The sequence below is a fragment of the Ruegeria sp. AN6 genome, assembly GCF_056540425.1.
On sequence record NZ_JBQFWR010000023.1, the window covers coordinates 26,016 to 41,423 of the forward strand.

At 51.0% G+C, this 15,408-nt stretch carries 11 protein-coding genes and 2 pseudogenes; 8 read left to right on the top strand and 5 right to left on the bottom strand.

Annotated features, from left to right (window positions below; translation table 11 throughout):
* Window positions 1-19: 19 nt before the first annotated feature.
* Complete coding sequence (locus ACR0MQ_RS21430) at window positions 20-217, bottom strand: CoA transferase (protein ID WP_480610731.1); 198 nt, start codon at window positions 215-217, stop codon at window positions 20-22.
* A gap of 224 nt (window positions 218-441) precedes the next feature.
* On the opposite strand from ACR0MQ_RS21430, the gene ACR0MQ_RS21435 reads away from it, so the two are divergent.
* From ACR0MQ_RS21435 to ACR0MQ_RS21460, 6 genes are all read left to right on the top strand, one after another.
* Entirely contained in the window at window positions 442-2,238 is a 1,797-nt protein-coding gene (locus ACR0MQ_RS21435; protein ID WP_480610715.1) for a mechanosensitive ion channel family protein, read from the top strand.
* A gap of 417 nt (window positions 2,239-2,655) precedes the next feature.
* Complete coding sequence (locus ACR0MQ_RS21440; protein WP_083828987.1) at window positions 2,656-2,829, top strand: periplasmic nitrate reductase, NapE protein; 174 nt, start codon at window positions 2,656-2,658, stop codon at window positions 2,827-2,829.
* A gap of 31 nt (window positions 2,830-2,860) precedes the next feature.
* On the top strand, window positions 2,861-4,048 hold the full coding sequence (torC, locus tag ACR0MQ_RS21445; RefSeq protein ID WP_480610718.1) for a pentaheme c-type cytochrome TorC: 1,188 nt from the start codon (window positions 2,861-2,863) through the stop codon (window positions 4,046-4,048).
* A 10-nt stretch (window positions 4,049-4,058) separates the two neighbouring features.
* On the top strand, window positions 4,059-6,524 hold the full coding sequence (gene torA / locus ACR0MQ_RS21450; RefSeq protein ID WP_480610721.1) for a trimethylamine-N-oxide reductase TorA: 2,466 nt from the start codon (window positions 4,059-4,061) through the stop codon (window positions 6,522-6,524).
* Window positions 6,521-7,087, top strand: a complete 567-nt coding sequence (locus ACR0MQ_RS21455) for a molecular chaperone TorD family protein (protein ID WP_480610724.1) — start codon at window positions 6,521-6,523, stop codon at window positions 7,085-7,087. The genes torA and ACR0MQ_RS21455 overlap by 4 nt, the downstream gene beginning before the upstream one ends.
* 153 nt (window positions 7,088-7,240) lie before the next feature.
* A complete protein-coding gene (locus ACR0MQ_RS21460) occupies window positions 7,241-7,900 on the top strand; it encodes a universal stress protein (RefSeq protein ID WP_170776157.1) in 660 nt (219 codons plus the stop codon).
* A gap of 77 nt (window positions 7,901-7,977) precedes the next feature.
* Here ACR0MQ_RS21460 and ACR0MQ_RS21465 read toward each other — a convergent pair whose 3' ends face one another.
* Window positions 7,978-8,541: a flavodoxin domain-containing protein gene (locus ACR0MQ_RS21465; protein WP_170776155.1), complete on the bottom strand. Its 564-nt coding sequence runs from the start codon at window positions 8,539-8,541 to the stop codon at window positions 7,978-7,980.
* 336 nt (window positions 8,542-8,877) lie between these two features.
* A complete protein-coding gene (locus ACR0MQ_RS21470) occupies window positions 8,878-10,182 on the bottom strand; it encodes a ferredoxin reductase family protein (protein ID WP_170776153.1) in 1,305 nt (434 codons plus the stop codon).
* Between the two features lie 308 nt (window positions 10,183-10,490).
* On the opposite strand from ACR0MQ_RS21470, the pseudogene ACR0MQ_RS21475 reads away from it, so the two are divergent.
* Window positions 10,491-11,198 (top strand): annotated as a pseudogene (locus ACR0MQ_RS21475) (IS6 family transposase).
* A 268-nt stretch (window positions 11,199-11,466) separates the two neighbouring features.
* On the opposite strand, the gene ACR0MQ_RS21480 reads toward ACR0MQ_RS21475, so the two are convergent.
* Both ACR0MQ_RS21480 and ACR0MQ_RS21485 read right to left on the bottom strand, forming a co-directional pair.
* On the bottom strand, window positions 11,467-13,341 hold the full coding sequence (locus tag ACR0MQ_RS21480; protein ID WP_170776102.1) for a DUF3604 domain-containing protein: 1,875 nt from the start codon (window positions 13,339-13,341) through the stop codon (window positions 11,467-11,469).
* 227 nt (window positions 13,342-13,568) lie between these two features.
* A complete protein-coding gene (locus tag ACR0MQ_RS21485; RefSeq protein WP_170776101.1) occupies window positions 13,569-14,834 on the bottom strand; it encodes a TAXI family TRAP transporter solute-binding subunit in 1,266 nt (421 codons plus the stop codon).
* 313 nt (window positions 14,835-15,147) lie between these two features.
* Here ACR0MQ_RS21485 and ACR0MQ_RS21490 point away from each other — a divergent pair.
* Window positions 15,148-15,408 (top strand): annotated as a pseudogene (locus ACR0MQ_RS21490) (IS6 family transposase); the annotation flags it as partial.

Consider the following 15,408-nt stretch of genomic DNA (forward strand, 5'->3'; position numbering starts at 1 on the left):
ACGAGTCCAATACCGCATTTCAAATAACTAAGTTCGTAACCGCTAAGAATTCGGGCGCCAGACCGATTTTAGCCAACGCCTCGTCCCGGAGATTCTCGACGAAGATGTACGAGTTCTTCAGAAGACCATGCAACTTGGCCAGATCATCAGCGTCTTGGATATTCAAAGTCACTGACTTCTGGCTGTGATTAAAAGTCAGAAAGAACCTAGTACCGATCTAGTTCAGCTTTTCTAGCTGAGTTAAGACAGCTTCCCACTTGTACAACAGTTACCCTTTCAACTGTCCTGATGGACCCAAGGCCGATCCGAACTACCTTTGCGTCGGATCTGAGATATTGCGCTATACAGTGATAAAAGACCAGCTTACCTCAGGGTATAAGAAAGGGGACTGTTATTAGGAGCTACATAAGCGCAACAATGCATGTAAGACGCTTTTGGCTTATGCTGATTGCGCTGTTGGTAGTTTTGGCATTTATCCCAAATTCTAGAGTGATTGCTCAGGAGCAGTTAGATGAATCAGCAGCGTTGAGTCTGGCGGCTCTTAACAACGAGAGCCCACGCGCCACACTCAGAAAGCTACTAACGCTGCGAACTTCTCTCGAGGAAGCAGTCGAAATCTATCGAAATCAACGAAATCGAGCGAACGGAAAACGTGTTAGGGAATTGGTAAGCGACCTGTCCTCGTTAATCGACCTTTCCAAAGTTCCGCCCGCAGCACAGCAAATTACCAGTATCGAGACAGTCAGTTATCTATTGAACATTGTTGCTCGAGTGCCGCTGCCGGAGTTATCGGATGTGCCTGGTGTTGATTCCTTTGACAGCAACGGTCGAGGGATCTATCGAATTCCGGGCACTCCTTTGAAAATTGTTCAAATGATCGATGGGCCGCGTGAACTCGAGTTTCTATTTAGTCCGGACACGGTGCAGGTTGCGCCTCGGATCCACAGCTCAGTATTTCATTTTCCAACAAAGCCAGAAGTCCGCATAAACGACTGGCGCGGGGAATTATTGCAGGGCACGGGACCGATGATACCTGGTTGGTTGCAGAGAAACGTCCCTTCAGCACTTACTAAGAGTATTTTAGATACACCATATTGGAAGGTATTGATCGGTCTGGTTGCAATACTGTTAGTCTCATCCGCACTGATACTCTGGCATAAGGTGACACGTAATTATTCCACCAAAAGTGTGCTCTCCGATACCCTGCTGCAAACTCTATCTCCAGTCGTAGTGATAATCGCGGCCAGTTCTCTAGCTCGATTTTTTGAGAACCAATTGTTGGTAGTCGGGCGCCTATCCTCGCTTGTTAGTTTAGTTCAAACCTTTGTCACCTACGTTGCGCTAGCATACATCATCTGGCTTTTAGTTATCGCTGCGATGCAAGGATTCATGCAGCGTGTGAATAGCGAACAAGAAAGCATAGACAGAAACATGCTTCGACTGATCGGTCGAGTTATTGGAGCAGTCGCTGCGATCATCGTCCTCGCTTTCGGAGCTGACGCTCTCGGGCTTCCTGTACTAAGTGTCATGGCCGGTTTGGGCATCGGAGGAATCGCGGTCGCGTTTGCAGTCCGTCCGACACTTGAGAACCTGATTGGTGGTTTCATTCTTTACATAGACCGGCCAATCCGTGTTGGTGATTTTTGCTCTTTCGGTGATAGGAGCGGAACAGTCGAGACGATCGGCGTACGTTCGACGCAGATTCGTGCGCTAGATAGGACACTTATCACAATCCCCAATGCTCAATTTGCTGACATGGAGCTGATAAACTGGGCCGAATGTGACCAAATGATGATCGATCACGTGATCGGCTTGCGCTACGAGACTGGCGCTGACCAGCTGCGCTATGTCCTAGCTAAGATCCGCGAAATGTTCCTTGGGCACCCAAGGATCGACAACGATACGATCCGCGTGCGGTTCTACGGCTACGGCGCAAGTTCGCTAGACATCCATATACGGATCTACGCAAGCACGCGGGAATGGAATGATTTTTATGCTGTCCGTGAGGATGTGATGCTACGCATAAAGGACATCGTGGAAGATTCCGGTACAAGTTTCGCTTTTCCTTCTAGCACACTCTATCTAAGCCGCGATGCCGGGCTCGATACTGAAAAAAGCACCAAGGCCGGCGATGAAGTTGACAAGTGGCGGCGAAGTAACCGTCTGCCTTTCCCTAGCTTTTCCAGTCCGGACGAAGCTAAAATGGAAGATCAGCTCTCCTATCCACCAATTGGGTAACCCGACTATGCCGCAACGAACGAAGAACTCGCTAGTGGTGGTGAGAGGCTTTCGGGAGCTGATCCCGAAGAAGAGTCTTGTACAAACGCTTCTAGCTCTTCACAAAAGACCTGACATGTGAGTTACATGCCAACTACGCTTTTTAGAAACGCGAGAGCGCTTTCAAGCGACCTGGGGTTGGATATCAAATCTTCGACCTCGAACGTCTGCGATGAAGCGCAAAGCTGCCGTTAGGGCTAATTGCAGCGAAGGTCTGCACCGAGCCCGGAGCCGACTTTTTTAAAGGTTAATATTCAAAGTCAGCAAGTTAAGTCGGCCTCTTTGTGCGACATTCCGACGCGCCGTTTGCTTCAGGCAAGTTTATCTATGATACTAATATTTCCATAATTGAATTTTTCTTAGCTGAGCGAGATAGCTATGTCAGACCAATCCGTCAGCAGCTCGAGAGGCGCAGCCAGACGCGAATGGCTGTCCTTCTTGTTTATTACTTTGATATTATTGCCAGGCATTACAGTCCTGGGAGTAGGAGCTTACGGTTTTACCGTTTGGATTCTGCAAATGATCTACGGCCCACCAACTGGATCTCTATAAGCCCAGAACATGAACCGAGGAGCACTTTCTCATGTCTCTGAAGTCCACATTGTCATCATTTTGGAGTACGGTTTCGCGCCCAGCTACGACGATTAGTCTTGGTGTAATCAGCCTCGGCGGCTTCATTACAGGGATAATTTTCTGGGGCGGTTTCAATACCGCGATGGAGCTTACCAACACAGAGCAATTCTGCGTTTCCTGCCATGCAATGCGCGATAATGTCTACGTGGAACTTCAGTCCACTGTCCACTGGGAGAACCGTACGGGTGTGCGTGCAACATGTCCGGATTGTCATGTGCCACACGAGTGGACCAATAAGGTTGCCAGAAAAATGCAAGCCTCGAAGGAGGTCTGGGCAGCTGTATTTGGAACCATAAACACCCGTGAAAAGTTTGAAGAGCGCCGTGCAGAATTGGCAAAACACGAATGGGCTCGACTGGAGGCAAACAACTCTCTCGAATGCCGCAATTGTCATGATTATGACAGCATGGATTGGGACGCTATGTCGGCCGAAGCGCGGTTTTACATGGAACCTGCAGCAGCACTAAATACCGGCTGCATCGAGTGTCACAAAGGCATAGCCCATCACTTGCCAGACAACGTTGCGGTCGGAAGCCCGGCCATGGCCAAATTGGAAAACAAGGCAAATTCTGGAAGTGTATCCGTCGGTGAAGACTACTTCGCTATTCGGGATATTCCCGTTTACGACAGCGCAGAGTCGACGGAACCAGTAGGCAACCTAACCCTCGGTGCCGCCGTCGAAATTCTGGATGAAAGCGGCGACCGTATTCAGTTTGCACTGAAAGCGTGGCGAAAAGATAAAGGGTTTGGCCGCGTCATATTTGACGAGTTTGGGCACAATATTCGGGTTGCGGTTCTGTCCAAGGACACCGCGCAAGACGCACAGTTGGTTGAGGCTTCTGCGCCCCAAACGGATGAGGCGACAGGGCTCGATTGGGCCCCTGTTACAGTGACCCTCTGGTCAGACAAACAGGGATACGTGGACGAGATAGATGAGCTTTGGACTGTGGCAGAGGAAAGCTATGCTTCAAATTGCTCGACTTGCCACGCACAACCGGACCCAGATCACTTTGGCACCAATTCCTGGCCAGCACAGTTCAACGGTATGGTCGGCTTTACCAACATGGATGAAGCTCAGGCCAATTTAGTGCTGACCTATTTGCAAAAACATTCCGCTGATTATGGCGGCTCTCATTGAGGAGAAACCAATGTCCACGCGCCGTGATTTTCTTAAAGGCACCGGGGCAGCAGGATTATCTGCTCTATTAGGCCCCAGCTTGCTCCAGCCAGCCGCTGCTCGAGCTGAGCAACTAACCTCTGCGGGCGTTTGGAAAACATCAGGTTCTCACTGGGGCGCTATTGAAGCTCTGGTAAAAGGCGGACAAGTTGCCGAAGTCCGCCCTCTCGCCGACGATCCGCATCCGACAGACATGGTGAACGGCATCCAGGGCCTGATCTATTCACCGTCCCGCGTCCGCTATCCCATGGCTCGTGCAGAATGGCTCGATAAACGCAAGGATGCTGATCGGACGTCTAGGGGCGACAACCGGTTCGTTCGTCTAACCTGGGACGAGGCTTTGGATTTGTTCTTTGAAGAGATTGAGCGAGTTCAGGTTTCACACGGGCCTTCGGGTCTCTATGCCGGTGCGACCGGGTGGCGGCAGACGGGTCAATTCCACTCGTGCATCAATCACATGAACCGGGCCGTATCCATGTATGGCGGATATGTGAAAAAAGCGGGTGACTATTCAACTGGCGCTGGTCAAACTATTCTTCCATATGTGCTGGGCTCCACTGAAGTGTACTCTCAGGGAACTAGTTGGCCACTGATCTTGGACAACGCCAAGACCATCATATTCTGGGCAAATGACCCGCTGAAAAACCTGCAAGTCGGCTGGACGTGCGAAACACACGAACCTTTTGAGTATTTTGATCAGTTGCGGGACAAGATCGCTTCTGGAGAAATCCGGTCCATCAGCGTGGATCCAGTGCGCACAAAAACGCAAAAACACATCGGAGCGGAGCAGCTCTATATCAATCCGATGACGGATGTACCTTTCATGTTAGCGTTGGCACACACACTTCACACCGAAGGCCTGCACGACCAAGAGTTCCTGAGTGTCTACACGCTCGGTTATGAACCTTTCATCGCCTACGTCATGGGTAAAGCTGAAGACGGAGTTGAAAAAACGCCCGAATGGGCTGCACCAATTTGTGGCGTGCCTGTTGATACGATTAAGGAGTTCGCTCGTCTTCTTGCTTCAGACCGAACTCAATTGATCTTCGGTTGGTCTGTCCAGCGGCAACAGCATGGCGAACAGCCGTATTGGATGGGAGCGATCATAGCGGCTATGCTGGGGCAAATCGGGCTGCCAGGTGGTGGTATTAGCTACTCTCACCATTATAGCGGTATCGGTGTAGCACCTTCCGGCGCCAGCATGCCTGGGGCGTTTCCCCTTAACTTGGATATTGGTGTCGATCCTGTGCGAACGGACGACAACTTCATGGGAGCAAGCAGTACGATCCCCGTCGCCAGATGGATTGATTGCCTGATGAACCCCGGTGGGACAGTCGAACACAACGGTCATACGGTTACTTATCCGGACATCCGTATGGCAATCTTCACTGGTTGCAATCCCTTTCATCATCATCAGGACCACAACAAAATGCGTGTGGCCATCCAAAAACTGGAGACCATTGTCGCAATAGACTATGCGTGGACTGCCACATGCAGACACGCAGATTTGGTACTGCCCGCGTGCACTCAGTTTGAGCGAAATGATATCGATAGCTACGGTTCCTATTCACGCTCCGGTGTGATCGCGATGAAGAAACTGGTCGATCCGTTGTTCCACTCCAAAACCGATTTTGAGATATTCTCGCTATTCTGCAAACGCTTCGATCGCGAAGAAGAATACACACGCGGTTGGGATGAAATGGAATGGGTTAAAAGCCTTTATGAAACGACCCGCAGCGCAAACGAGGGAAGCTATGAGATGCCGTCCTTCGACGAGTTTTGGGAAAAAGGCATCGTTCGGTTTGGGAGGGGTGAACCCTGGGTCAGGCACGCCGATTTCCGCGACGACCCGGAAATAAACGCTCTTGGAACGCCTTCAGGTTTTATTGAAATCTCCAGCCGTACTATCGGCAACTATGGGTACGATGATTGCGGAGAGCATCCTAAGTGGATGGAAAAAATCGAACGTTCTCATGGGGGGCCGGGGTCAGAGAAGTTTCCGCTGTGGCTACAATCCTGTCACCCTGATCAGCGACTTCATTCTCAAATGTGCGAGAGCGATCCATACCGCGCGACGTACGCGGTTAAGGATCGAGAGCCTGTATACGTCAACCCGGAAGACGCGGCCGAACGAGGTATAGAAGACGGGGATATCGTCCGTGTTTTTAATGATCGCGGTCAACTTTTGGCGGGTGCAGTTCTGAGTGAAGATTATCCGAGAGGAGTAATTCGCATTCATGAAGGTGCTTGGTACGGTCCAGTCGATGCATCGCCAAACGCTTTAGACACTTATGGTGATCCAAACACCGTCACTTTGGATGTGGGGGCCTCAAAACTTTCTCAAGCTACTTCAGCCAATACCTGTATAGTTGAGATGGAGAAGTTTGAAGGAGAAGTTCCGCAAGTAACGGCTTTTGGCGGGCCGACTAGTGTATGAAAGAAGTTTCCCCGGAACTGATACGCTTTCTATCGAATGCATTCGCGCGTGAACTTGGCTTGGCAACAATTGCGGCATGCTACAACGGAGTCGCAGACGAGCTTTTGCGTGGTGCTGCTGGAACAGATCAACTGATCCAGGAAATGAAAACGTGGTCCAATGCTCAGGAAACGCAAAGAAGGCTCGCAATCAGTTACGGAAGTGTGTTTCTGGCAGGTGGAAGGGAAGCGGCGCCACTATATGCCTCCGCCTGGCAAGGAAACGGGACACTCATGTCCACCCCACATTACAGAATGCTGTCACTTCTGAAGCAAGCCGGAAAAGAAGTTGCCAATAGCTACTCTGAACCGGCCGATCACTTGGCAATAATGCTCGAGTATCTAGCGATTTGTTTGGAAGGGCATCAAGCCGCAATAGACGCCGCACAATTTGCTTCCAGTGAGATATTGCCATGGTACAGAGTTTTCTCGAAAAAGGTCCATAGCCATAGCGGGTCCGATCCTTTTTACTTGTCGCTTGTGAAGATTACTGAAGCCGTGGTGGAGGGCTTAAAAAGAGTATAGTCAAAGTGGAATAAGCGTTTTGTGAAAAGATTATTTCTAGGCTAACGGGACATCTTGGTTTGCGTAGAAGAAGATCGGCCGGCATCTCAGGACCACATGGCGGCGAAGTATGGATCAAACAAGTTCGTTGAGGCGGGTCTGCCCGCAAACTAGTTGGACGTTCTTCACGCGAAAAATGCCGCCTTGAAGTCTCGCGCCGCTAGAGTTGAAGCGCTTCTGGTTGGGCGGGGCGTATCGGCAAATGTAGTTGCCTTTACGGGGCTTGGAGCAGAGTTACAGCAACTTGTAGCAGAACAAGCCAAATGCTCCGATATCGCCTTTCTAGACGCTGGATTGCGAAGAGATCCCGATTTATTTCACAAGATCGCGTGCGGAGTATTGTTTCATTCGCCTGTCGCTCTGATGATCAATGGAGATCCGTTTGCCCAACGCGACTGCATTTTTTTGGCATGGAATGACAGCTTGCCTGCGTCTAGGGCGACGCATTTAGCCTTACCCATTCTTCTGGCGGCCAATGAAGTTGTGATTGGGTGTTTTGATTTACCGACGCCTGAGGACTTAGAAGGTAGCGTGCCCGGAACTGACCTAGCTGAATGGCTCGGCCATCACGGTTGCGACGTGACCGTGTCGCAGTTCCAGTGCGGGGGAAATTCAATTGCAGACTGCATTCAAGAACGAGCAAGCGAAGCGGGGGCTGATCTCGTTGTTATGGGCGCTTATGGGCATTCCCATTTGCGAGAGTCAGTTTTTGGGGGCACGACGCAAGCAATGTTGGAGCAGACAAGTTTACCAGTGCTTTTCGGCCACCGATGAAGTGAGCTGACGACTGTGACTTTCTGGGAGCCAAAGCTATTAAAATTCATCGGTAAATACTTGAGAAACTATTTTTTTTAAGAGTTTGCTTGAGGTTGAAGCGTGTTCGCCCGACCGTTTTCGCCAAGGAAATCTATCACAATTGACTTTAGCTCATCCCAATCAGTAAACTCCCTTGCTCCTTCTCGTGGATCGATTTTTCGACCGAGCAAGACGACGTGCTTAAGGATCTCCCTCTCAAAATACCCGTAGTTTTCGGGCCTCACCGCGCCTGCGATCAAAGCCGTCGCATTTGGTTCAAAACCTGTTCGAAGAAGCATTTCGTCAAGATAGTCGCGTGCTTCTTCTCGACCTGACGCAAAAGCAGCTTTTAAACCGACGGAAAGCACGAGAGACTTTCGCTTCATTAAGGCATCTCTATTTGAGGCGATAAATGTCTCAAATGAATTGGGGTGCCTACGCTCGTGGACAGGGGCCAGAAGAACAACCTTGAGCGCATCGTCAAGCGAAACGTGGCTGGGCATTTCATCGGTATTGATCAGCTTTGTGTTGAAGCCGGCATTCTTTGCGAGATCGGTGATGAAGCGCGCAACCTTTGCTGTTTGGCCTTCGACCGTGGCGAAGGCGATGAGTACGGTCATTCCGATCCTCCCATAAATCGGTCTGAATAGATTGCTTATTATGAATAGGTGACCTGCGTTGCCCTTGATCTCCATCAAAGGCGTTTCATAGGGGCATATCTGGATCGTTGCGGTATTCTCATGCTGTCCACGCGGAGCATGTTTTTAAGGAAGTTCGTGACGGCATCCATCTCCAAGAAAACCTGCCTTTTCGGCCGGCAGCCTTGAAGCTAGCCAACCCCTGGTGGTCTAGCTTGTTACCTTAAGCAAAAGGCCAAGACAGCGACGAAGATTGTAATAACGATGAACCACACTGCGAATTTCACTTGCTTGCGTGCGGGCAGGTTTCTGATCAGTCTAATCATAGTCAAACCTTTCAGACAAAATCCGGTGTGACGCGGTGCCTCGCTCAATCAGATGATCTTCGACCGTGTCCATCATGGCAGGGGGGCCGCAGAGAACAAAAAGCCAGCTTTCAAATTGTTCAGAAGACAAATTGCGGTCCAACAGATGACCGTCGATCAAGCCTGTCTCTCCGGACCAATCCTCTGGCGGCTCGGATAGAACAAATACTGTTTCTTCTTTGGACAACTCCTGGCGAAAAGCAATCTGCTCCTCCACCCGGTTGCCATAGATAAGCTTGAGATCGTGTTGTGTTCCACTCAGTCGAACTTGACGCATAATGCTCGACATGGGCGCGATCCCGACACCACCTGCGATCAGAACAATGCCTGTCTCAGTGCGGTGGCTGATCGACAGGTTCCCGTGTGGGGCATCCAGATAGACTGTGGTTTGCGGAGCGATCTGTCCCAGACCGCATGTGAAATCCCCAAGCTCCTTTATCACGAATGAAACTTCGGGGCCTTCGGCGGGTGCTGAACTAATCGAGAATGGGTTCTCATGCAGCGAAAAAGCACTGTGGCCGACGTTTAGCCAGGCAAACTGCCCTGCTTCGAAGTTTAGTCCGTTGTGACCATCAGGCTTGAGACGCAACTCCCATTGCTTCGGTGTTAGTCGAGACACAGAAGTGACGCGCCACGGCCTTTTCCTCTGACGCAATGGGCGAACGAGATAGACATACAGTAAAGTTCCTACTGCAATACTGGTCAGGGCAAGCCAGAGATACGTCAATAGCGGATGCCCACCGTAGCGCCCAGCATAGACCGTGTGATGCAACAGCAGGCATGCGATCACCAAGGCTCCCAGCCCGTGTAAGAGGCGCCATGTTTCGTATTTGTAATCAAGGGATTTGCGGGCAATTGCCGAGGCGACTAAAATGAACAGCAATAAATATGCGCCGATGCCCGATACCAGCACAGAAAATTCGGTCGAAATCGTAAGTTGGTTTGTTTCATCCCACGGGCGGCGCCCGCCCGAAGGCGTGCCCTGATATAGCAGCGGGTGTATCAGCGCAAAGCCGAGTGCTGTACGCGCCATCAACTGATGCACTCGCATGGTTACATCCATACCCAGACCGGAAGAGATGAACCTGAACCGTCCAGACAGCAGGTACTCGACTAAGATTATTGAAAAAGCAAGCATCCCAAGCCCGGACGCGAGCTCTTGATGAAATGATCGTGGTGGCCATCCCAGAGACCAAGAAAAACCCAAAGGAGCCAAGATCAGCAAAACGTAAATCAGAGCCAGATAAGGCCATTTCATACGGTTTTGCTCCAGTGTGCTAAAGCTAAGCGGCTCGGGCTCATTCAGAATGAACGCTAAGCTGACCTGGGGTTCCGATCAAGACTACTGAGATTGGTGTTCACTCCGGCGCGACGCGGCAAGTTTGGTGGACGACGTTTCCCGTTTCTGTTCGTTCAGCCGCTGCGTTCTGTCTGGCTGATGCTGAGGATGCATGCTTGCGCAAGATCAAGGTCCTTGACCGTTTTTTCTGTCCGAATGTTGCGCGCGCGGGTCTTGTCAGAAGAACTTTGCTTGAGCGGGGTAGGGGTGTCGCGTAGCTTTTGCCCATGACCAATCCTGCCTCTTTCAAGTACTTCAAAACCAGTTCCGAGATCATCCGCCTTGCAGTGATGCTGTACATTCGTTTCCCGCTCTCGCTTCGGAATGTCGAAGACTTGTTGCACGAGCGAGGCATCGACGTGAGCCACGAAACTGTCCGGTATCGGTGGAATAGGTTTGGCCCGATGTTTGCTGCTGAGATCAGACGTAAGCGTGTTCAGCAGCTGCGCATATTCTCCAAACGGAAGTGGTAAGTGGATGAGGTTTTTGTGAAGGTAATTGGCAAGCGGCATTATCTTTGGCGGGCCGTGGATCATGAGGGCGAAGTGTTGGAAGCAGTTGTCACCAAACGTCGAAACAAAGCTGCAGCACTGAGATTCCTCAGGAAGTTGATGAAGCGACACGGTAAAGCGGTAAACGTCGTCACGGACCGCTTCGCATCGTACCGGGCCGCTCTCACAGAGCTTGGTGCTACCGAAAAACAGCAGACGGGCAGGTGGCTCAACAACCGCGTCGAGAACTCGCACCTGCCTTTCCGACGAAGAGAACGCGCGATGCAGCGTTTCAAGCGCATGCGAAATCGGCAGAAGTTCGCTTTCGTCCACTCCTCTGTCTACAACCACTTCAACTAGGAAAGATCGCTAGCCAGCCGAGACACCTTCAAGCTGACCCGCGCCGCCGCTCTCGCCGAGTGGCGCGGTCTTTGTGCTGAATAAAGGACAGCTCTACTGGCCTAGCTGAGACTGGTTCGAATTCGCCTGACAACACCTTTCAGGACAAGTTGCAAGCCCGACAGAAAGCGCCGGATGACCGCTTCGAGCCCAAAACGGTCTGTCAATAACGACAAGAGTTAGGCTCGTGCTGTTGTGCTGTGTCGCCGCCTAAGTATCTCTGGAGAGGTGTCAGACGTTTAGCAGATTGCAATGAATGTCTGCACCGAGCCCAGAGCAGACTAAGTGATACTTAGTCTTAACCTAATATCACTCATCCCTGAGGTGTGTACCAAATTGGTGATGTGTAGGCCCGCTCCTGTATCGAGCGCGGCGCTTCGTCTGGGATCTCCGTTCCGAACACCTTTGCATCGTATGTCGTCCAACGCGGCGTTGGTATTGCCAGCACTCTGACATAGTAAAACGCGCTTTGCGTCGGGTCGAAGTTCGGGTCTTTCCAATATCCGGCGAGAATTGCCTGGCCGATGTCATTTGTCCAATACGCGTTTTCTACATCCACCGTATTGCCAACCGGGCCGTCACACGCCGCGTTTACAAGTTCACGCCCGCCACAAGCAACATCATAAACACGTTCCGAAGTTGTGCCGTCACTGTTCAGCCAGCCTTTGACAATCTGAATACGGTCGAGGTTGGCCCCATCGGGGTCGCGGAGCGCACGGATGAGTAGGCGCGGAGATCGACCGTCTTTGTCCGCTGGCAAATCCGCCCCCATCGGGACGCCATTTTCATATCCATACGCGGCAAAATCCGCACGTGGCAGGTCTGTTTCGTCGAATTCAAATCCGGCAAAAACGCGAATACGCATGTGCGGCCCCGTGGTCGCATAAACCTCCTTCCGAGCAAAAGCATCCCAAATGGCCTCGCGTGTGTTTTCCCTTGCCCAAACGGCCGCCAAACCCGACGCCGAAGTCTGCCATGCATATTGGGCAACACTCTCGTCACCACCAATGCCGCCGACGACTTCTTCAAATCGGATCGGGTCAGCAGTAGGTTCAACAGCCGCGACTTTCCCGAAGAAATTGTCCTCGCCAACCGTGGACAGCGATGTATGAGCATCGGTTGAACCGATCACGCCAAATTTGAAAGGGTTTGTCCCTGTTTCCGCCTCGTATTCAAGCCCCCGCCGCAATGCTGCCCGCGCATACTCGCGTGGAAGCATCTCCGGTGTCTTGGGCTCTGGTCCAAGTTGTCCTCTGTCCCACGTTTCGAAGTCAGCAAATTCATCGTCTGGTGACAGCATGGGATGTGCTTCGCCGTCACCTTTCATTTGCGTGATTTCGTAGATCGGTTCCCACTTGGCACGCTGTTTGAAATACTCAACGTCGAACGCTTCGCCGGACAAGCGCACTTCGTCGAACATCAACCCGTTGGACAAATTGCCATTGTGCGGGATCGCGAGCAGCTTTTGGCCTGTTGTCTCTTCGGCTTGTTCCATCCATGCCCAAAGGTCTTCGGGGTCAAAGCTATCAAAGTTCGAGAACGGGATGATCTTGTCAGCGCCCTCTTTGTCACCGTTGAATATGACATTCCTGTGCAGATTGTTCCGCTGTGGGTTTGAGGTCCACTCGAACCCGATAAGCGCAGTAAACAAACCCGGTTGATTGTGAGCCTCAGCGGCAGAGGTAATGTTGCTCCACGCCGTTTGGTAAATCTCCTGATAATCCGCCAATGGGTCTGTGCCAGTGGACTTGGCTTGGCTCCAAATCGACCATGCGCCAACGGGATCACCGGCCTCGACAGCTGCGTTCAGTTGCTGGCCAAACGCCGTGGAGAGCAGCGTGGCATCTTTGGCTGAGAGCAACGGCGCGAGACCAAGGTTCTCGGCGTGATCGGCGATAACCAGAAAATCCAATGGTCGGCGCAACCTCGCTTCGACACCGGTGCTGGATGTAACGACTTCGCCTTTGGCAAACCTGTAAGCTTCATCAGGGCCAAGTACATTCCCGATCATGCCGGCATCAGCAGAGTACGATGTATGCAAATGGGTGTCACCGAAAAAGACCTGATTAGGGAAGTCTTGCTGTGGGTAAGGGGAATACTCTCTGTCGCCAGGTTGAGTGCTTGGGACGTCCTCAGCGTGCGCACCAGCCGCAAGCGCGATAGTCAGAATAGATGCTAAACGGATCATTTCCTAACCTCATATTTTGTTCAAACCTAACAACGCTCAATACAAGTAACTATGACGCATAATCTGAACTCTATTCGTTCAGCACAGCCGCCGCTAAATAAATCTCTGCGAACGATGGCTGCGACCCCAAAGCGGCGTACACGCAATAACTAAAGCACACACCTGTATCGAAGTCTCAAATTAAAAAGGTATTTTAGCGTGGTTTGCTTGCGAACGTTGAGGTTTCATCAACTTTTTGCAGTTTGACGACGCGCAATCTCCTGTCGAATTAGGTCTATGTGCAAACGTGCATCATATGCCCCCCGGCGGTATGCGAGCGGCAGATTCAGATTTGCAAGGGCGGTGTCCACGTTTTCGATATTTTTGGCGACTTCTTCAACCTCAGTTGAGGTCTGTGCCTTGCTGAGTTCCTCCTCAAGCGCCATGATACGCTGATAAAAACGCCAGACCCGGCGCTTTTGAAACCACACGTAACTGGACGGGACTATCCGCAAAAACGGTACTAAGAACAACAAAGGCAACAGCAATAACAGTACGCTGCCAAACTGCGCTGCGATCCAATATGGCAAGACGCCATGCAAAAAGTTTGGCCCAGAGTTTATGAGTTCTGTGGCAATTTTGTTCAGTGGTACAGGAGGTGAAGCCGTGTTCGGATACTCGCGCGCACTTTGCAAAATATTAGGTTGGCTATGAATGTTCTTTGCTGCATTCACTAACCTATCGGTTACTGCAGGGTGCAGATCGGATGCGGCGATAAGTGAAGCTCGCAATGCTAAGATCTTGACGTCCTCTGGTGGTCTCGGAGGGTCAAGTGTGATTGATCCTGCCGGTACAGTTACCGAATTCGCTCCGGAAAGTTTCAATGCAAGGGCATCGACCAAAGCCATAGGGACGAAAATGATTTCTGGATCAAAAATTGCATCCATAAGGTAAGGTGCATCGAGTGGAGCGACAAACAACGCCGCATCCGCTTCGTTGGCATATAACGCCTTTATCGCATCATTGCCCCCGACATCGACGAGGTTTATGCCGACATTTTGCAACTCGGCGGCCTCAATTAGTGCTAAAGCGGCGGCGCGAGTACCGGACGCCTTGGTTCCTGCAGCTAAGCGAATGTCTCCCCATTCTCCTGCATTGGCCCCGACTGGACTAGACTTTCCGCGGAACACCACCATGGGTTCAAGAAAAATGGCGCCCAAAGACTGTAAGTTTTCGTCCTGAGGTAATTCCAGGCCACCCTGAACAAATGCGGCATCCACTTCGCCAGAAACAAGTTTCTGAATGTTCTCAACGGACCCCTCAGTTTCAACTAAAATTACCTGAATGCCGTCACGTGCAAGTTCTGCTTTGTAGAGTTGTCCAACTTGCCAATATCCGCCGCCGCTTATGCCAGCGGCCAGCTTAATACTGTTGGGCGGTTTCAAGCCAAAGATCAGAAAAACAAGCAACCCGATAAACATAATCGGAAAGAGAATGAAAAGAGCTAAGCGCATTTATTCTCACATTCAGATGATCGGAACCGATAATTCGTTCTCATTTGATAGCAGTCTTTTTGCCAACGAGAAACCGATCACAGTGGGTAGCACTCGAAAGTTCGAGTTCTTCGGTTCAAGTATCCCTGAAGAATAAGTTGGTTGCGCAAAAAAACAAGAGCGCTTGAACGAGGTTGAAATCAAAAACTGGCCGTCTAAGCAACGGTTTATCCTATCGTAAACCAGAGTTTTAGTTTTGTCTTATTGTCGGCAATGTCCCGCAGGTATTGTCAGAAGAACTTGGCTTGAGGCGGGCAGGGTGGTTGCGTGGCTTTTGCCCATAACCAATCTTGCCTCTTTTAAGTACTTCAAAACCAGTCCCGAGATCATCCGTCTTGCGGTGATGCTTTACATCCGTTTCCCACTCTCGCTTCGAAATGTCGAAGATTTGTTACACGAGCGAGGCATCGACGTGAGCCACGAAACTGTCCGGTATCGGTGGATCAGGTTTGGCCCAATGTTTGCGTCAGAGATCCGAAGAAAGCGTGTTCAGCAATTGAGAGCTTACTCCAAATGGAAGTGGCACGTGGACGAG